Below are 18,778 nucleotides of genomic sequence, written 5' to 3'. Positions count from 1 at the left end.
GCCGCCACTAGAGGACAACGGTTGAATGCAAAATTTGAAAGCGAACAACAAAATCAGCTCCGAACTGATCTACCGTGGCACAGATACGCTGGTCATCATGGGTATCCTGCTGCTGGCCTCAATCTATTCCCGTGCCTACAACATGGAAGGCTATCTCGCTATCGGGCTGGGAGCCACACTCCTGTTTGGTTTCGTTGGTCGCTTTACTGACATTTACGCTTCTTGGAGCGGTCGGCCATTTTTCCGTGATGAAGTCATACGTATTGTTGTGACCTGGCTGAGTACCTTTTTGTTCCTGATTTTCACGATTTTTGCCGCAAAAGTTTCCGAACAGTTCTCCCGCTTTGTCCTGATCAGTTGGCTGCTGCTGACGCCGGTGTTACTGATTGCCTGCCGTTATGCCCTGCGTTCCCTGCAAGCCGCACTCAAGCGCATCGGCATCAACAACCGCGCCATCGCCATCGCGGGTATTACTGAACAAGGGCTTCACTTTGCACAAATGATTGAAAGTCAGCCAGATTCAGGTTTTCAGATTGCCGGGTTTTATACGCTGGATGATGACGGTAGCAACCCGGCTAACCTTCCCAGCCACTACGCGGTTTTGGGCGATACGCAGGCTATGCTGGCAGCCGCGCGTAATGGGGAGTGGGATCAAATCTACCTGGCTCCTGCATCTGGGCAATCAGCAGCATCCGCGCAGTTGATCAGTGAACTCGCCGACACGGTTACCCCTATCCGCCTTATCCCCGATAACTTTACCACCTCCCTGCTGCACAGCCGTTATCTGGAAATCGCTGAAACGCCTGTCCTGCATATTTATGATGCCCCACTATCGACACAAAACGTTTTCATCAAGCGCCTGGAGGACTTGTTCCTGGGGTCACTGATCCTGTTACTGGTGTCCCCGCTAATGCTGGGCATCGCCACCGCCATCAAGCTGACTTCCCGCGGACCGGTATTGTTCCGGCAAACACGCCATGGTTTGCGGGGTGAAAAGTTCGAGGTATTGAAATTCCGCACCATGACTGTGTGCGAAAATGATCGCCATATCAGGCAGGCAACCCGCAATGACCACCGCATCACCCGCGTAGGTGCATTCCTGCGCAAAACATCACTGGATGAACTGCCCCAGTTTATCAATGTCCTGCAAGGCCACATGTCCATTGTTGGCCCACGCCCCCATGCTGTCGCGCATAACGAGGAATACCGTGACTTGATCCCCGGCTACATGCTGCGCCACTTGATGAAACCGGGCATCACCGGCTGGGCGCAAATCAACGGCTGGCGGGGGGAAACCGACACCTTGTTCAAAATGCAAAAGCGGGTGGAACTGGATATGGAATACATCCGCGCCTGGAGCCTGGGGCTGGATTTGCGGATCATCCTGGTCACGGCGTTCAAGACCTTGCATGACAAAAATGCCTATTAAGCCAGCACCGTGAGAATTGAACAACTGACCTTTACCCGTTACGTGGCGGCACTGACGGTGGTCTTTTTCCATTATGGGAACACAGTTTTCCCGGCCAGCTTGCCCCTGCTGAATCCGGTGTTGGCGGCTGGCCCTGTCGCTGTCAGTTACTTTTATGTGCTGTCCGGTTTTATCATGGCGATTGCCTATTACCGACCCAATCCTGCACGCCCATTGGATACCCGACGTTATTGGTGGGCGCGGGTTGCGCGTATTTACCCGGTTTACCTGCTGGCACTCTTGCTGATGGTGGCTGCCAAATGGCAAGACGCTGGCAGCGATCCCTTGATCGTAGGTTTAAGCCTTGGCATGTTGCAGGCATGGGTTCCGGGTTATCCGCTGACCCTGAATGCGCCGGGCTGGTCACTGTCGGTGGAAGCCTTTTTTTACCTGTGCTTCCCGCTGTTGGTATTGCTGGCAAAACGTCAGCACTTGCATCAGCTTGCCATTGTAGCGCTGCTGTTGTGGCTGGTGACGCAGCTTGGTCATACATTGCTGCTCAACTCCACCCACTACGCCCCGCTCAACCACCTGCATGACGCCATTTTCTATAACCCGCTGATGCATCTGAATACGTTTATCCTCGGCTTTGTCGCGGGCGCATGGTTGTTGGAAGGCAGGCTGGAAAAGTTGGCCATACCCAGTCTGAATAGTGCTGGGCTATGGGTGGTTTCAGCATTGGTCTTGACCTTGCTGATCATTCGCCCGCCGCTGATGGCGGCCAGCGGCATCCGCTTTGATTATACCAACGGCCTGATTGCGCCGCTGTTCCTGCTGTTTATAGTGTTGCTGGCGCTCAATCGTGGCAAAATCAGTGCCTGGCTACGACATAAGTGGTTGGTGTTATTGGGGGAAGCCAGTTTTTCCCTTTACATCCTGCAAAAACCCCTGCATGGCATTTATGAAAAACTGCTGCCTGCCAGGATAACACCGGATAGCACCCTACATTTTTACCTGTTCATCATCGTGCTGACGGCCTGCTCCCTCGTTTCTTACCGGTTCTTTGAAACCCCGTTACGCCGTTTTATCAACAAGTTTGTTAACCGCGCCCCATGAGAATTGCTACAATCGGGCGCTGATCATCAACCTGGCCAGACAGATTATCCACATCATGCAACAAGACAAATACAATTCCGGCCTTGCCCACGGCAATACACCTTACGACGCCACCTTGCTGATGAAGCCACAGGAAGCACTCGACCTGCGTGAATTTGGCCGTACCCTGATCCGGCGCAGAAGGATGATCCTGCTGATTACCGCCATCACCATCCTGTTGGCCTTACTGGTTACCTTGTTCAGCAAACCTGTCTACCGCGCCACTGCCACCCTGCAAATCGAACGGGAATCAGCCAAGGTGGTAGACATCGACTTCCTGGGGGCTGGCGACATCCGCGACACCCGTGACTTTTACCAGACCCAGTTTGAGCTGATCCGCAGCCGGGCATTGGCGGCGGAAGTCATCGGCAAGCTGAAACTGGAAGAAAAACTTTTCAGCACATCCATCCTTGGCCAGATCAAGGAATGGCTAAACCTGGTCAGCAAGGAAAATAAACAAACGGCGCTGGAAGACCTGTTACTGGATAACCTGACAGTCGAACCCGTCAAAAATTCACGGTTGGCAGCTGTCAGTTTCACTTCGTCAGACCCTGCCCAAGCAGCCGAAATCGCCAATACCGTGGTGCGCACTTTCAAGGACATGAACGTCGACCGCCGCCTGTCAGCCACTGCTGACGCCAAAACCTACCTTGACAAGAGCGTACAGGAAACCAAGGCCAAGCTGGACGAATCCGAGCAACGCCTGAATGACTACGCACGTGAACACGAAATTTTCCAACTGGAAGGGCAGGATGCCACCACCTCAGCGCTTGCCCTCAAACAGCTTTCCGAAGAACTCATCAAGGTACAAAAACAGCGCATCGAACAAGAAAGCAAATACGAAATCCTGGCTGATGCCAACCGCCCACTCAGCGACCGCGCCGGCGTCCTGGAAAACGGTGCAGCCTACCTGCAAGCGCTGGGGCAGCGCTTGGATAAACTGAAAGCCCAACAACAGGAAACACCCGGCAAGAATACCGACGCCCCGATCAGGAAGCTCGAAAACGACATCGAGGTCGAAGTCAACGCCAAGCTGGATTCCATGAAAACCGAGCTGGAAGCGGCCAAGAAAAAGGAAGCACTGATCCGCGAAGGCATTGCCAAAGCCAAAACCGAAGCCATGCAGGAACAGGACAGCAGCACCGCTTACAACACCCTCAAGCGTGAAGTGGCCACCAACCAAGAGCTGTACCAGAACCTGCTGCAACGCCTGAAAGAAATCAATATTGCCGGTGGCGTCAATGCCAACAACATCGCCATCATTGACCCGGCACAAACACCCCTGAAGAAATTCAAGCCCAACCTGCTGACCAACCTGCTATTTGGCTCGCTATTGGGTATCTTCCTAGGCATGGCGGCAGCATTCATGCGTGAGTTCCTCGACGATACCGTCAAGGATGTCAATGAGCTGGAACGCACTACCCAGTTACCGGTCTTGGGCATCATGGCCGATCTGCCGGATGCCAGCAGCGGGCAAATGGCGCGCATGAGCGTCAGCAAGCCCCGTTCGGCCACCGCAGAAGCCTTCCGTTCCCTGCGCACATCGCTGCGCTTCCAGCACCCGGAAGAGCGCCCGGTCATTTTCATCACCAGCGCCAGCGCGGGCGAAGGCAAAAGCACCACAGCCGCCAACCTCGCTGGCTCCTATGCCAGCGCAGGCAACAAGGTGCTGCTGATTGACGCGGATCTGCGCAATCCCTCCCTGCACAAAGCACTGGGCGTCAACGCCAACATGGGGCTGGCCAATTACCTCTCCGGTGTTACTGACAACCGTGCACTGGTTCGGGAAACCGACATCAGCAACCTGTACCTGATCCCTGCCGGCAACCCGCCGGACGACCCTGCCGAACTGCTGGCCTCACCGCACATGCAAACCCTGCTGGCTTCAGCCCGCAAGGAATTCGACCAGATTATCCTCGATGGCCCGCCCGTCCTGGGGTTGGCTGACACCCTGGTGCTGGCCTCCCTTTCCAGCCTCACCCTGCTGACCGTGCGCGCGGAACATACCCGTCTGGGCATGGTGGAAAATGCCATTACCCGCTTGCGCCGCGCCCAGGCTCCCTTGGCTGGCGTGCTGTTGAACCGGGTTGATTTCAACAGCGGCTACGGGCATGGTTATGGCAGTTATGTCTATCAGGCCGAAGCCGAAACCGGTAAAGGTGGGCTAATTGACAAGTGGATGGCTACCCTGAAAAAACTGTAATTCAGCGTCGCCGCAGGTAAAATGGCGCGGTCTGAAACTTCCAGGAGAAACACCTTGTCAGTTGCACTTGCCTTGCACGTCCTTGCCGTTGTCATCTGGGTCGGCGGTATGTTCTTTGCCCACATGTCACTGCGCCCCGTCGCGGCTTCTGTACTGGAGCCACCCCAACGCCTGACCCTGTGGGCCGGTGTCTTCGGGCGTTTTTTCCCCATGGTTTGGGGTTCCATCCTTGCTATCCTGGCCTCTGGCTACTGGATGTTGCTGGGGCCGTTTGGCGGTTTTGGTAATGCACCGGTATTCATCCACATCATGAACGGCCTCGGTATCATCATGATACTGATCTTCATACACGTTTATTTCGCGCCTTACCAACGGCTGCGCAAGGCAGTAGCAGAGCAACGCTGGCCGGATGGCGCGCAAGCGCTGGCACAAATCCGCCAGTTGGTTGGCATCAACATGAGCATTGGCGCACTAACCATTGTGATTGCGGCTGGCGGCAAATATTTCCTGTGATAGCCGAGGTACTGCGCTTGCGGGATGTTGCAGGCGAAAGCGTGGCTGAGCTGTTGTCGCGTTATGGCCTGCGCCTGCAAACAGTGCCCGACGGCACGCCCATTCCCGGCAGCTACTGGCATGAAGACGAAGCCGGCATCATCGGCCTGGAGGTCTTCGCACGGCAGGATACCCCGCTGCATTCCATCCTGCACGAAAGCTGCCATGTCATTTGCATGGATCAAGAGCGCCGCGCCGTCCTGCACACCGATGCGGGCGGTGAGTACGCCGAGGAAGATGCCGTCTGTTACCTGCAAATCCTGCTCGCCAACTGGATACCCGGTTTCGGGCGCGAACGCATCTGGGAAGACATGGATGCCTGGGGCTACACCTTTCGGCTTGGCTCCGCCAAGCGCTGGTTTGCAGAAGACGCGGAAGACGCGCGGGCATGGCTGACCCGGCATGGCTTGCTGACCAACTGTGATGAAATTATTTTCAAAATGCGCAATTGAAAGCCGCCTATCAATACGCGCCTTTACTTTACTTCAGGTTTTTTCACCCGCTGCTGTAAATATTGCAGATGCTCCAAAGTGGCGTAACCATCCGCCGGAAAACCCGCGTCCACCTGCCAGCGGCGCAAGGCTGAGCGTGTATTGGGGCCAATCTTGCCATCCACGCCGTCGGTACTGTAACCCTCGACCGTCAGCAACTCCTGCAGCTCCGATTTCTGCGCAAGGCTCAAAGGCTCCTCATCTTCAGGCCAGGCCGCCACCAATGGCCCCGCGCCCCGGATGCGGTCACCCAGATAGCCCACCGCCAGCGCATAATTGTTAGCGTTGTTGTATTTCAAGATCACGCTGAAATTAGGGTACGCCAAAAACGCGGGCCCACGATACCCAGCAGGCAGAAACACAAACGCCGGGTCAGAATCCATCAGGTGCGCACCATCCGCCGCCGCTACCAGACCACCATCCAGTGACCATACGTTGGCAGGCAACCAGAACTCAGGGTCAGCACGCGACCAGTCGAACTCCGCAGGCAAACGCACTTCCTGCCCCCAAGGTCTGCCACGTTCCCAGCCGGATTGCGCCAGGTAATTGGCAGTAGAAGCCAGCGCATCAGGAATGCTGCCCAACAGGTCGCGCTTACCGTCACCATCAAAATCGACTGCATATTCCTCAAACGTAGTGGGAATAAACTGGGTATGGCCGATAGCACCCGCCCATGAACCCTGCATCGACGCCAGCGGCATATCACCCTCGTCCAGAATCCGCAGCGCCGCCAACAATTGCGCCTGCCAGAAACTGCGTCGGTCTTCGATACCCGCATACGCCAGGGTAGCCAGTGAGCGAAAAATATTGTAACCGCCAGTATTTCTACCGTAATTGCTTTCCACACCCCAAACCGCCAGCACGTATTCGGGTTGCACGCCAAATTGCTGGTAAATGCGTTGCAGCAAGGGAGCCTGTTCGCGCAGCAACTTTTGCCCAGCAGCAATGCGCTCATCCGACACGGCTGATTCCAGGTACTCCCACACCGGCTTGGTGAATTCGGGTTGATGGGCTTCCAGACGCAGCACTTTTTTGTCCGGCGCCAGGCCGCCCAAAGCCCTCGCGGCAGTTTCCGCGCTGATGCCCTGTGTTGCCGCCAGCTGGCTGAAGCGTGACTTCCACGCTTCAAACTCACGGTCAGGCTTTAGCGCATAAAAACCAAACAGCGCCACTGCCATCAGGAAGATGATCAGAAGCCAATGCAACCAGTTGCGGTTCATTCGCCGTTCCACACACTACAATTCATCGGGGTATAATAGCAGAGTTATCAAAAAGCACCTCATTACAAGCCTCTTGGCAGCCATTATTCAAAGGGATAATCATGCACAAAGCTGTATTCCTCGACATCGGCAGCACCAGCCGGGATGACCTCGACCTCCGCCGCCTGCAAACCGCCTGCGGGGCATTGCGTACTTGCCCCCAGACCCACCCTGGTGAACGCCTGCACAATATCGGTGACGCCGACATCGTGATCAGCAACAAGGTAGTATTGGATGCGCCCCTGCTGCGCGCCCTCGCTGGGCAAGCCAAACTGGTGTGCGTAGCCGCGACCGGAACCAACAACGTCGATCTGAAAACCGCACAAGAACTCGGCATTCCCGTCACTAATATCCGTGACTACGCCACCCGTTCGGTAGCGGAACACGTCATGGCGCTGATATTTGCCCTACGCCGACAATTGCCTGCCTGGCAATCTGCCTTGCAACGTGGTGACTGGCAACGCAGCCAGCATTTCTGCCTACTGGATTATCCGATGGGAGAAATCGCCGGTAGCACCCTGGCCATCTTTGGCTACGGAGTGTTAGGCAAAGCCGTCGCGCAACTCGCACAAGCGGTTGGCATGAACGTCATCGTGGCCGAACATCCCAACCAACCAGCTCGGGAAGGCCGCCTTCCATTCGAGGAGGCATTGGCACAAGCCGACATCCTCAGCCTGCACTGCCCGCTGACACCGGAAACCCGCAGCCTGATCAATACCGAACGTCTGCAACTGCTGAAACCGGATTGTATTCTGATCAATACTGCGCGCGGCGGCATTGTGGATGAAAAAGCCCTACTACAAGCCCTACAAACAGGCAGGCTGGGGGGAGCTGGCATCGACGTGCTGGCGGAAGAACCACCGGGCGCGGACTCGCCGTTGCTGCGGATTTCCCTGCCCAACCTGATCGTAACCCCGCATGTCGCCTGGGCCAGCCGCAAAGCACGGCAAACGCTGATTGACCAGCTGGCCGATATAATCATCAGTTGGCAACAAGGGGGATTAATGAACCGGGTGGTTTAGTCTTTTTTCTTGGCGGGGCGCGCAAATGGGCTGACATTGCCGGGCGTGCCACCGGTTTCCAGGGAATGGATTTTGCTGATACCGGGGCGTTCCACTTCGTCAATGCGGATCACGGCATGAATAGGGATGAAGCTGCGTTTGACCGCATCAAACTCGTTCTTAAGGCGCTCTTCACCAGGGTCAATCACCAGTTCGCTCTGGGTACCGAAAACCAATTCCTCCACCACCACGAAGCCATACAGGTCTGACTCATAGACCTGTTTGGCAAAGATTTCGTAGATCTTATCCTGATTAATGAAGGAAATGCGGTAAATGCGCTCACTGCTCAAAGGTTCTGGCCTCAGAAAAATTGGCTAGTTGTAGCAGAAAACGCTGGTGAAGTCACTTCCCTGCCACAATTCGCGCATCGATGACCGTTTTCCACTGCGCCGGGCCGGTGGTATGCACCGATTCGCCGTTGCTGTCGACTGCAACTGTTACCGGCATGTCCTTGACCTCAAATTCGTAAATCGCCTCCATGCCCAGTTCCGGGAAAGCCAGCACTTTTGCGCCGGTAATCGCTTTGGAAACCAGATAGGCCGCGCCGCCGACCGCCATCAGGTAAACCGCGCCAAATTCCTTGATCGCGTCAATCGCCACCGGGCCACGCTCGGATTTGCCGATCATGCCCAGCAAGCCGGTTTCGGCCAGAATCTGACGGGTGAATTTGTCCATACGGGTGGAAGTGGTCGGGCCAGCCGGGCCAACGACTTCATCGCGCACCGGGTCAACCGGGCCGACGTAGTAGATGAAACGGCCTTTGAGGTCGACCGGCAGCTTTTCGCCCTTGTTGAGCATGTCGATCATGCGCTTGTGGGCTGCGTCGCGCCCGGTCAGCATTTTGCCGGAAAGCAGCACGGTTTCACCCGGCTTCAGGTTGCGTAGCTGTTCTGGTGTAATGGTATCGAGGTTGAGACGGGTGGCTTGCGCACCACCCGCCAGCGATATTTCCGGCCAGTTAGCAAGGTCTGGTTGGGTTTGCAGCGCAGGGCCGGAACCATCCAGCACGAAATGGGTGTGGCGGGTCGCAGCGCAGTTGGGGATCATGCACACCGGCAGCGAAGCAGCGTGGGTAGGGTAATCCTTGATTTTCACATCCAGCACGGTGGTGAGACCGCCCAGACCTTGCGCACCGATACCGAGTTGGTTGACCTTTTCGTACAGCTCGATACGCAATTCTTCGACGCGGTTTTGCGGGCCACGGGCTATCAGTTCCTGGATGTCGATTGGCTCCATCAACACTTCCTTGGCCAACACAGCAGCTTTTTCCGCCGTGCCACCGATACCAATGCCGAGCATCCCCGGCGGACACCAACCAGCGCCCATAGTTGGCACAGTCTTCAGCACCCAGTCGACAATGCTGTCGGAAGGGTTGAGCATGACCATCTTGGACTTGTTTTCGGAACCGCCACCCTTGGCCGCCACGTCGAACGACACTTTGTCGCCGGGGACGATTTCGTAATGGATCACCGCCGGGGTGTTATCACGGGTATTGGTACGCTTGCCCGCCGGGTCGGCGAGGATGGAAGCACGCAACACGTTATCCGGTTGCAGGTAGGCACGGCGCACGCCTTCGTTGATCATGTCGGAAAGGCTCATGTCGCCTTCCCACTGCACATTCATGCCGACCTTGACGAACACGGTGACGATGCCGGTATCCTGACAGATCGGGCGGTGGCCTTCGGCGCACATGCGCGAGTTCACCAGAATCTGCGCGATGGAATCTTTTGCTGCCGGGGATTCTTCACGCTGCCATGCCTTGTGCATGGCTTCGATGAAGTCAACCGGATGGTAATAGGAAATGAATTGCAGCGCGTCGGCCACGCTGGTGATCAGGTCTTCCTGCTTGATGACGGTCATGGATCTACTCCCTTGGTGGTAATGGACTGCGTGCGGAGTATGTTATTGTTGTGGCGCACAATCGTATGTGAAATCAAGGGCAGAATCCAGTTCGGATTCACACCTTGCTGACATCCGCTTGCGCTGGTGGCGACCAAACCTTATTGTTGTGCCCCGAATAACCAATACTGCACTAGACCATGACACTGCACCCGACCCCTGCCCTGCTGGACAGCCTTTACTGGATCACGCTGGTCGCCGTGATCGTCTCCTCCGCCTCCGCCGTGCTGAAAGCCGGTTTCAAGCAGTTTGACCTGTTTGGCGTAATCATCATCGCCATTGCCACCGGGCTGGGCGGCGGCTCACTGCGCGACATGCTGCTGGATCGGGAAGTGTTCTGGATTCGTGACCAGATGTTTTTCATTGCTTCGCTGGGCAGCGCCGTCGCCATCTTTCTGTTGGCACGCTTGGTGGTTATTCCACCGAAATTCTTCCTGATTCCGGATGCGGCGGGGCTGGCTACTTTTGGCGTGGCCGGCACACTGGTCTCACTGATGTTTGACGCGCCGTGGCTCATCGCCAGTTTCATGGGGGTCATGACCGGCACTATGGGTGGCATTTTCCGCGACGTATTGTGTAACACTCCGCCTGTCGTGTTCCAAAGCCCGTTGTATGCAACCGTGTCGTGGGCAGGTTCCCTGCTGTTTATCGGGATGCTCTACCTGCAATTGGATGTTACCTTGGCCGCAACCATTGCAGGGCTAGCCATTTTCGTGGCACGGCTACTCGCCCTTCGCTTTGATATTAATCTGCCTGTGTTCCGCTTCAAGGAACACAGGCAGTAAACTTTTTCGGCTCAATATGCGTTTCAGGGTCTTATCCCAACAGCAGCGAAAGCAAGGACTGTAAGGCAGCTTGCCCCCGTTTCCTGATGTTGTGAAGAGACTCGAAGAATGCAAGGTAACACGGTAGCTTTTCTTGTGAGATCCCCCGATGAGGTCGTAACCATGAGCGTAACAGTGACCAAAAACCTTCCATCGTATTGACGTGGACTTCATGGAAACCGTCACCATCTTCGTCACGGGCATATTCGCCTGCGCCATGGTTGACGGTTTTGTGGGCATAGCCCCATTCTTCCAATCGGCTGTAAATGTTGTACTCATCGGTGTAGACCAGCGTGCCTGCTGCCACCGTTTCCACAATCAACGGCTTGATCGTCGTCTGTTTCACATTCGCCAGCATACGGATCACGACCTCCCCGGAACGCTGGATCATGCCGAAAATGGGTGGTTTGTCCTTTTCCAGTGTCCCACGCCCCGGCGCACCTTTCAGGGCGCGGCGGCGACCTTCACGCCCAGCATCCGCGACGGCTTCGGGGTTTCCCTTGTGTCCAGCCTTGACATAAACCTCATCAAATTCAACATTCCCAAACAGGTTTACTGGCGTTTTTTTCTCGACACCACGCCGTAACTGTTCCGTCATCGCCTGAACATCATCCTTGTTCAACCCCAATTCGCGGGCGATTTGTTGGTTGGACAGGTTCAACGACATCAGGTACAGGCACAACACCCACACCTTCAGCGGCTGGTGGTGGCCTTCAAACACCGTTCCCGTCAGGTCATCAAAACGCTTTTGGCAATCCTTACACTGGTAACGCTGGCGTTCCTGCTGGGTGTCATCCTTGCCTCGACGGATAGTGTCCTGTGAACCGCAGTGCGGACAAATCACCCCATTAGGCCAACGCACGGAACGGACTTGCTCGAAACAGGCGGCATCACTGGTCAGGCTGGAAATACTGATGAGCGAGGTCATAAAGCCTCTCCTTGGCTATCGGAAATGACTAACTTTACCGCTATCCATCACGTTTGCAATGCCGGGGAAAACAAGACCCTGAAACGCATATTGAGCCACTTTTTCACTATCAGAACGGGATGTCGTCGTCGAAATCCTCAAAGCCCCGATCTGAGCCACCACCAGCGTTCTTACTGCCTGAACTGCTGCCACGTGACGCCGGGGCGTTGTCTTCATAGCTGCCTGCGCCCATGCCACCGCCGGGGCGGCCACCCAGCATCTGCATGTCACTGGCGACGATTTCGGTTGTATAACGATCCTGACCGTCCTGCCCTTGCCATTTGCGGGTTTGCAACCGCCCTTCTATGTAAACCTGTTGACCCTTACGCAGGTACTCCCCAGCGATTTCTGCCAAACGGTTGAAAAATACAATCCGATGCCATTCGGTGGTTTCTTTCTTCTCACCGGTATTTTTATCTTTATATGAGTCGTTGGTGGCAACGGTCACATTGGTGATTGCACCACCACTGGGCATGTATTTCACTTCCGGGTCTTTGCCCAATGTGCCGACCAGAATGACTTTGTTGATACCTCGTGCCATGTTCTATCCTTCCTTTTCCTATTTCCCGACGATTTTACGCTGCGACGCCCGAAAATGCACGGAGCGCTTCCTGATCCAGATTTTCCTTGTCAACTTTCAGATAAGCGACACACTCCTCGGCAACGACCGCGACCTCCTTGACGCCCGGTATGGCCAATAAATCCTGATGCAGACGCGCCTTGTCGGCAAACAACAGCGGGTCAAGTTTCAGCACCTGACTGGCGTAGAATTTGGGTTGCGGCAGTTGCAGCGCCAGCAGCCACCACACCCCCACCACCAGGGCGCTGAACACAAACACCCCGGTTGCCCCCCAGGCATTGTTGACCATGCCACCCAAAGAGCCACCAGCAAAAATACCCAGGAATTGCGAGCTGCTGAAAATGCCCATCGCCGTGCCCTTGGTGTTCACATCGGAGTATTTGGCAACCAGCGACGGCTGCACGGCTTCCAGAAAGTTAAAGCCAACAAAGAACAGGAAAAACGCCGCCAGCAGCCAGGCAATTTGGGTATGACCCAAGGCCATGCCAGCTTCCGCCAACAGCAACACGACGGTGCTGCCCAGCAGCAGGATGCGGATTTTGTGCTTCTTTTCGGCAATGATGATCAGTGGAATAGCCAGCAGGAAGGAACCGGCAAACACCGGCAAATAGACCTTCCAGTGCTCAGCGCGCGGCAGGCTGAGGCCATGTTCAAAGATACCGGGCAACACCAGGAAGTTGGCTGTCATCACCAAATGAATGATGAATACACCCGCATTCATGCGCAACAACGAGGCATTTCCCAACGCTTTTCCCAGATAGCCCCTGATAATCCCGGCATCACGGTGCTGGGTACTATGGACGGGCGTAGGCACAGCCAAGACTACCAGCGCGATGCCTGCCAGCGCCAGCAGCATGGTCAGCCAGAAAATACCCGCCACGCCAGCAAACTGACTGATAATTGGCCCCAGGATCATCCCGCCCATGAACGACAGGCCAATGACCATGCCGATCACGGCCATGATGCGGGTACGGTTTTCCTCGCGGGTCAAATCCGCCGCCAGCGCCATGGTTGGCCCCGCAACCGCACCCATGCCCTGGATAGCACGCCCGATAATGATCAACCACATGGAATGCGCCAGCGCCGCAATCACGCTACCCGCCGCGAACACCAGCAACCCACCGATGATTACCGGCTTGCGCCCTACCCTGTCGGAAAAAATGCCCAGTGGAATCTGGAAAATAGCCTGCGACAGGCCGTAAATGCCAATAGCCAACCCGGCGAGGAAAGGGGTGGAATCCGGCAAGGTTTCCGCATACAAGGCGAAAACAGGCAGGATCATGAACAGGCCAAGCATCCGCACGGCGTAAATGGCAGCAAGTGAGGCGGTAACGCGCCATTCCAGGCTATTCATAATATCGTTAAAGCTCTACAAACGGAGAAGCCGCCTATAGTAGCGATTTTTAGGAATGTTGCCACATCCCATGCAATTCTGGCGGAACTGTCCCGCTTCACAGGCAAGCCCTGATCACTTGGGCGATTTCTTCATCCGTCAGCACGATCGGGTTGGTCTTCATGCTGGAGCCGCGCGAGTTGGCGACCAGTTGGGGAATATCGGCTTCGGCCACGCCAAAATCCAGCAGGCGCGGCAGGTTCAGTTTGCGGCTCCAGCTTTCCAGGGTATGCACGACAAATACCCGCGCACCCACGGCGTCGACATGGCTGCGGCCACGGAATAGCTTGCCGATGCGGGCGTATTTTTCCAATGCCGGGTTGTCCGGTGCGCGCGCCTCCATCAGGTCAATGTTCAAGCGGGTAGCTTCCGTCACCAGCATCCCGCAGCCGACGCCGTGGCCTATGGGGTGGAACGCGCCCAGCGGGGCGACGATGCCGTGCACCGAGCCGAGGCCGGTTTGCGCCAGACAAATGCCGGACAGCAGCGAGGCGTAGGCCATCTTACTACGGGCATCGCTATCGGTTGGGTCGGCGTGGAAAGCCAGCAAGCTGTCGCGCGCGGCCTCCATCCCTGACAGTGCTAGCGCATCGGTGAGCGGGTTGGCGCGGGTGGAGACATACGATTCCATCAACTGGGTGAAAGCGTCCATGCCGTTGGCGGCGATTTGCGCGGGCGGGCAAGTGGCCAGCAAGTCCGGATCAACAATGGCGTATTCGGCCACCAGCTGGTCGTCGCGGAAGGATTTCTTGAACTGCCCGCTGACCGACAGCACCGCGTTCTTGGTGGCTTCGGAGCCGGTTCCGGCGGTGGTCGGCACGGCGATGAAGGGGGTGGATGGCCCCCGGTACGGCAATTCGGGGCCGACGCCTTCCAGATGATCCATCACCGAATTGCCGGGTTTGAGCAGCCCCGCCACCGCCTTGGCCGCGTCCAGCGGGCTGCCGCCGCCGATGCCGACCACGGCGTCGAAGCTGTCGCCTTGCCGTTCCGCCACGGTGGCATCCACCCATTGCGGGGACGGCTCTTCGCTCACGCGGCGGATTTCCCAACTGAAACCGGCGGCTTGCAGTTCCCGGAACAGGGTTTCCCCCGCTGTGGAATTCGTGAAGGAGCCTGCCCCGGTAACGATCAGCAGGCGTTTGCCGTACTGGGCGGCGATGGCGGGCAGCTTGCGGATGGAGCCTGCACCAAACTCGATACGCGGCAGGCGGGCGATGCTGAAGGGTGCAAGGGTGGGCAGTCCGGGCATGTTTGCGTCCTTGTTTTGTGCTATGCAAAGATGGGTAGTTTATCGCATTGGAGCAGCAGACAGTATGAGTAACGGACATTGGCAATTCTGGGTCGACCGTGGCGGCACCTTCACCGACATCGTGGCGAAGACGCCGGATGGCGGCTTGCGCACCCACAAGTTGCTATCGGAAAATCCGGAACGCTATGCCGACGCCGCGATTCAGGGCATCCGCGAGTTACTGGGGGTAGCAAGCGGGCAAGCCATTCCGGTAGAACGGATTGATACCGTGCGCATGGGCACGACCGTTGCTACCAACGCCTTGCTGGAGCACAAGGGCGAAGCCGTGCTGCTGGTCACAACGCGCGGTTTCGGCGACGCCTTGCGTATCGGCTACCAGCAACGCCCTAACCTGTTCGCGCTCGACATTGAACTGCCGCAGATGCTCTACACCGAGGTGCTGGAGGTGGAGGAACGCATTGCCGCCGATGGGGAAACCCTGCAAGTACCGGATGCCGTGCAAATCCGCGCCGACCTGCAAGCCGCTTACGACAAGGGTTTGCGTTCGGTCGCCATCCTGTTCATGCACGCCTGGCGCTACCCACAGCATGAAACGCTGGTGGCGGAGATTGCCCGCGCGATCGGTTTCACCCAGATTTCCGTCAGCCATGCGGTCAGCCCGTTGATCAAGTTTGTCGGGCGTGGTGATACGACGGTGGTGGACGCCTACCTGTCCCCCGTACTGCGCCGCTATGTGGAACAGGTGGCACGGGAACTGCCAGACACCAAACTGTTTTTCATGCAATCCAACGGCGGGCTGACGCACGCGGATCATTTCCAGGGCAAGGATGCGATCCTCTCCGGCCCTGCCGGTGGCGTGGTGGGGATGGCGCAAACCGCACAGGCTGCTGGTTTCGACAAGCTGATCGGGTTTGACATGGGCGGTACTTCCACCGACGTGTGCCACTTCGCTGGCGAATACGAACGCACGCTGGAAAGCCATATTGCCGGGGCACGTATCCGTGCGCCGATGATGCAGATCCATACCGTGGCGGCGGGTGGCGGTTCGATCCTGCATTTCGACGGGCAACGCTTTCGGGTGGGGCCGGACTCTGCGGGGGCGAATCCGGGGCCTGCTGCCTACCGGCGCGGCGGGCCACTGACCATTACCGATTGCAATGTGATGCTGGGCAAGTTGCAAGCGGACTATTTCCCGCAGATTTTCGGGACGGAGGGCGACGAGCCGCTGGACGTGGAAGTAGTGAAGGAGAACTTTGCGAAATTGGCGAAGAAAATCCCCCTCAATCCCCCTTTTGCAAAGGGGGAAGCAGGAGAGTGGTCGCCGGAGAAAGTGGCTGAAGGCTTTCTTGCCATCGCTGTCGAAAACATGGCGAACGCCATCAAGAAAATCTCTGTCCAGCGCGGTTATGACGTGAGTGAATACGCCCTGTGCTGCTTCGGCGGCGCGAGTGGGCAACACGCCTGTCTGGTGGCGGAAGCATTGGGAATGCGCAAGATTTTCCTGCACCCATTCGCGGGCGTGTTGTCAGCGTATGGGATGGGGCTGGCGGATGTGCGGCATATCCTCACCCTTAGCGTGGAGGCGGAGCTGGCAAGCGGCTTACTGGCTGGGCTGAAAACCTTGCAGGAAGAACTGGCAGCTGAAACGATGGCGCATATCCGCGCGCAAGGCGTGGACACCGGACATTTGAGGCATGAAACGCGCTTGTATTGCCGGTATGCGGGGTCGGATTCGAGTTTGCTGATTGGCTGGGAGGGTGACGATGCAGGCGCGATACGGGCGGCGTTTGAGGAGGCGCATCGGCAGCGGTTTGGGTTTGTTACGCCTGAGAAGGCAGTGGTGATTGCCAGTATTGAGGTTGAAGGGATTGCGGGGAATGCGGATAGCGCCGTAGGTCGGGCTGAAGCCCGACTCCCCCCCATCCCCAACCCTTCCCCCGCAAGGGGGGCAGGGAGCGAAGAGTGCGTCGCTTCGCATTTGGTGTTTATGCGGGGGGAATGGCGGGAGACCCCGTTTTACCAGCGGGATGCGTTGCAAATTGGACAAAGCATTACCGGCCCCGCCGTCATTTTGGAAAGTACCGGAACGGTGATCATTGAACCGAATTGGCAAGTCCAATTGACCGATCAGGGCAATCTGGTAATGGAACAATTCCCCTCTTCCTCTTCGCTCCCGGCCCCCCTTGCGGGGGAAACCACTGCCCCCGACCCCATCCGCCTCGAAATCTTCAACAACCTGTTCATGTCCATCGCCGAACAGATGGGCTTCGTGCTGGAACAGACCGCCGTATCGGTCAACATCAAGGAACGGCTGGACTTTTCCTGCGCCATCTTCGACCCCGACGGTAATTTGGTGGCGAACGCACCGCACATGCCGGTGCATTTGGGCAGCATGAGCGAGAGCATCAAGGCGGTGATCAGCTCGAATGCAGAAAACATGCAACCGGGCGATGTCTATATGCTCAACGACCCCTACCACGGCGGCACACATTTGCCCGACATTACAGTAGTCAAACCGGTGTTTGCGGAAAACAGGCGCGAAATCATTTTCTACGTCGCCACCCGTGGGCATCATGCGGACGTAGGCGGTATCACCCCCGGTTCGATTCCGCCGCAAAGCCGCACGATTGATGAAGAAGGTATCCTGCTGACCAACGTCAAACTGGTGGAGGGCGGGCGTTTCCGCGAGGCAGAAATCCGCGCCCTGCTCGCTTCCGGCACCTTCCCCGCCCGTAATATCGACTACAACATCGCCGACCTGAAGGCGCAACTGGCGGCCTGCGCGCGCGGCGAAGCCGAACTCAAACGCATGATCGGGCAGATGGGGCTGGTGACGGTGCGGGCGTACATGCGCCATGTGCAAGACAATGCGGAAGAATCGGTGCGGCGCGTGATCAGCAAACTGCACGACGGCAGTTTCCAGTACGAGATGGACGACGGCAGCCTTGTGTGCGTGCAGATCACGGTGAATGCGGAAAACCGTTCCGCTACGCTCGATTTCACCGGCACTAGCCCGCAGCACCCCGGCAACCTGAACGCGCCAACCGCAATTACCCGCGCCGCCGTGCTGTACGTGTTCCGCTGCTTGGTAGCCGACAACATCCCGCTCAACGAAGGTTGCCTCAAGCCGCTCAACATCATCATTCCTGAAGGCTCGATGCTCAACCCGCAATACCCGGCGGCAGTGGTGGCAGGCAATGTGGAAACTTCGCAATACGTGGTGGATGCGCTGTTCGGCGCACTCGGCATCATGGGCGCGGCGCAAGGCACCATGAACAACCTCACCTGGGGCAACGAGCATCATCAATATTACGAAACCCTGTGCGGCGGCGCAGGCGCAACTGCCAATGCCGACGGAGCCAGCGCGGTGCATACCCACATGACCAACTCACGCCTGACCGACCCGGAAATTCTGGAAACGCGCTTTCCGGTACGGCTGGAAGCCTTCCACATCCGCCCCCACTCCGGCGGCAGAGGTAAGCAACGCGGCGGCGATGGCGTGGTGCGCAAAACCCGCTTCCTCGAACCCATGACCGTCAGTATCGTCTCAGGGCATCGCAAAGTCGCACCGTATGGCATGGCGGGCGGCAGGAATGGGCAATGCGGCGTCAATCGCGTGTTGCACAAGGATGGCTATCTGGAAACGCTGGAAGGCATCGCACAGGTAGAAGTGGCAACCGGCGATATACTGACAATTGCAACACCGGGAGGTGGCGGCTATGGAGAATAAAACC

At 57.1% G+C, this 18,778-nt stretch carries 15 protein-coding genes; 8 read left to right on the top strand and 7 right to left on the bottom strand.

The genetic code is table 11. The features are described 5' to 3' along the window. Nucleotides 1–25: 25 nt before the first annotated feature. From THINI_RS20925 to THINI_RS20905, 5 genes are read left to right on the top strand one after another with little or no spacing between them, the layout of a single operon-like run. Complete coding sequence (locus tag THINI_RS20925) at nucleotides 26–1,429, top strand: undecaprenyl-phosphate glucose phosphotransferase (protein ID WP_002710508.1); 1,404 nt, start codon at nucleotides 26–28, stop codon at nucleotides 1,427–1,429. A gap of 9 nt (nucleotides 1,430–1,438) precedes the next feature. Further along, a complete protein-coding gene (locus THINI_RS20920; protein ID WP_002710507.1) occupies nucleotides 1,439–2,524 on the top strand; it encodes an acyltransferase family protein in 1,086 nt (361 codons plus the stop codon). A 55-nt stretch (nucleotides 2,525–2,579) separates the two neighbouring features. After that, entirely contained in the window at nucleotides 2,580–4,766 is a 2,187-nt protein-coding gene (locus THINI_RS20915) for a GumC family protein (protein WP_154724472.1), read from the top strand. Nucleotides 4,767–4,820: 54 nt separating this feature from the next. After that, a complete protein-coding gene (locus THINI_RS20910) occupies nucleotides 4,821–5,279 on the top strand; it encodes a CopD family protein (protein ID WP_002710505.1) in 459 nt (152 codons plus the stop codon). Next, the gene (locus tag THINI_RS20905) at nucleotides 5,276–5,770 is read left to right on the top strand and encodes a hypothetical protein (protein WP_050988100.1); all 495 of its coding nucleotides are present in this window, start codon (nucleotides 5,276–5,278) and stop codon (nucleotides 5,768–5,770) included. Before THINI_RS20910 ends, THINI_RS20905 begins: the two co-directional genes overlap by 4 nt. 23 nt (nucleotides 5,771–5,793) lie before the next feature. Here the strand turns inward: THINI_RS20905 and THINI_RS20900 are convergent, their stop codons facing one another. Beyond that, complete coding sequence (locus tag THINI_RS20900) at nucleotides 5,794–7,029, bottom strand: lytic murein transglycosylase (RefSeq protein ID WP_002710503.1); 1,236 nt, start codon at nucleotides 7,027–7,029, stop codon at nucleotides 5,794–5,796. Nucleotides 7,030–7,130: 101 nt separating this feature from the next. Between THINI_RS20900 and THINI_RS20895 the strand changes: the two genes are divergently transcribed. Beyond that, nucleotides 7,131–8,090 (top strand): D-2-hydroxyacid dehydrogenase, encoded by a 960-nt coding sequence (locus THINI_RS20895; RefSeq protein ID WP_002710502.1) that lies wholly within the window; start codon nucleotides 7,131–7,133, stop codon nucleotides 8,088–8,090. Here the strand turns inward: THINI_RS20895 and THINI_RS20890 are convergent. Next, nucleotides 8,087–8,419: a DUF1820 family protein gene (locus tag THINI_RS20890; RefSeq protein ID WP_002710501.1), complete on the bottom strand. Its 333-nt coding sequence runs from the start codon at nucleotides 8,417–8,419 to the stop codon at nucleotides 8,087–8,089. The genes THINI_RS20895 and THINI_RS20890 overlap by 4 nt on opposite strands. A 52-nt stretch (nucleotides 8,420–8,471) precedes the next feature. Next, on the bottom strand, nucleotides 8,472–9,989 hold the full coding sequence (locus THINI_RS20885) for a fumarate hydratase (protein ID WP_002710500.1): 1,518 nt from the start codon (nucleotides 9,987–9,989) through the stop codon (nucleotides 8,472–8,474). 179 nt (nucleotides 9,990–10,168) lie between these two features. On the opposite strand from THINI_RS20885, the gene THINI_RS20880 reads away from it, so the two are divergent. Further along, nucleotides 10,169–10,813, top strand: coding sequence for a trimeric intracellular cation channel family protein (locus THINI_RS20880; RefSeq protein ID WP_002710499.1), 645 nt, complete (start codon nucleotides 10,169–10,171; stop codon nucleotides 10,811–10,813). A gap of 31 nt (nucleotides 10,814–10,844) precedes the next feature. On the opposite strand, the gene THINI_RS20875 is transcribed toward THINI_RS20880, so the two are convergent. From THINI_RS20875 to THINI_RS20860, 4 genes are all read right to left on the bottom strand, one after another. After that, on the bottom strand, nucleotides 10,845–11,780 hold the full coding sequence (locus THINI_RS20875; protein WP_002707056.1) for an IS1595 family transposase: 936 nt from the start codon (nucleotides 11,778–11,780) through the stop codon (nucleotides 10,845–10,847). 109 nt (nucleotides 11,781–11,889) lie between these two features. Then, entirely contained in the window at nucleotides 11,890–12,360 is a 471-nt protein-coding gene (gene ssb, locus THINI_RS20870; RefSeq protein WP_002710498.1) for a single-stranded DNA-binding protein, read from the bottom strand. A 34-nt stretch (nucleotides 12,361–12,394) separates the two neighbouring features. Beyond that, a complete protein-coding gene (locus tag THINI_RS20865; RefSeq protein ID WP_002710497.1) occupies nucleotides 12,395–13,753 on the bottom strand; it encodes an MFS transporter in 1,359 nt (452 codons plus the stop codon). A 97-nt stretch (nucleotides 13,754–13,850) separates the two neighbouring features. Continuing rightward, entirely contained in the window at nucleotides 13,851–15,044 is a 1,194-nt protein-coding gene (locus THINI_RS20860) for an iron-containing alcohol dehydrogenase (protein ID WP_002710496.1), read from the bottom strand. Between the two features lie 64 nt (nucleotides 15,045–15,108). On the opposite strand from THINI_RS20860, the gene THINI_RS20855 reads away from it, so the two are divergent. After that, nucleotides 15,109–18,774: a hydantoinase B/oxoprolinase family protein gene (locus THINI_RS20855; protein WP_002710495.1), complete on the top strand. Its 3,666-nt coding sequence runs from the start codon at nucleotides 15,109–15,111 to the stop codon at nucleotides 18,772–18,774. The last annotated feature ends 4 nt before the right edge of the window (nucleotides 18,775–18,778 follow it).

Origin of the sequence: Thiothrix nivea DSM 5205, assembly GCF_000260135.1 — a bacterium.
In the GTDB taxonomy this organism is placed as follows: Bacteria; Pseudomonadota; Gammaproteobacteria; order Thiotrichales; family Thiotrichaceae; genus Thiothrix; species Thiothrix nivea.
This window is presented reverse-complemented; position numbering and strand designations above follow the sequence as displayed.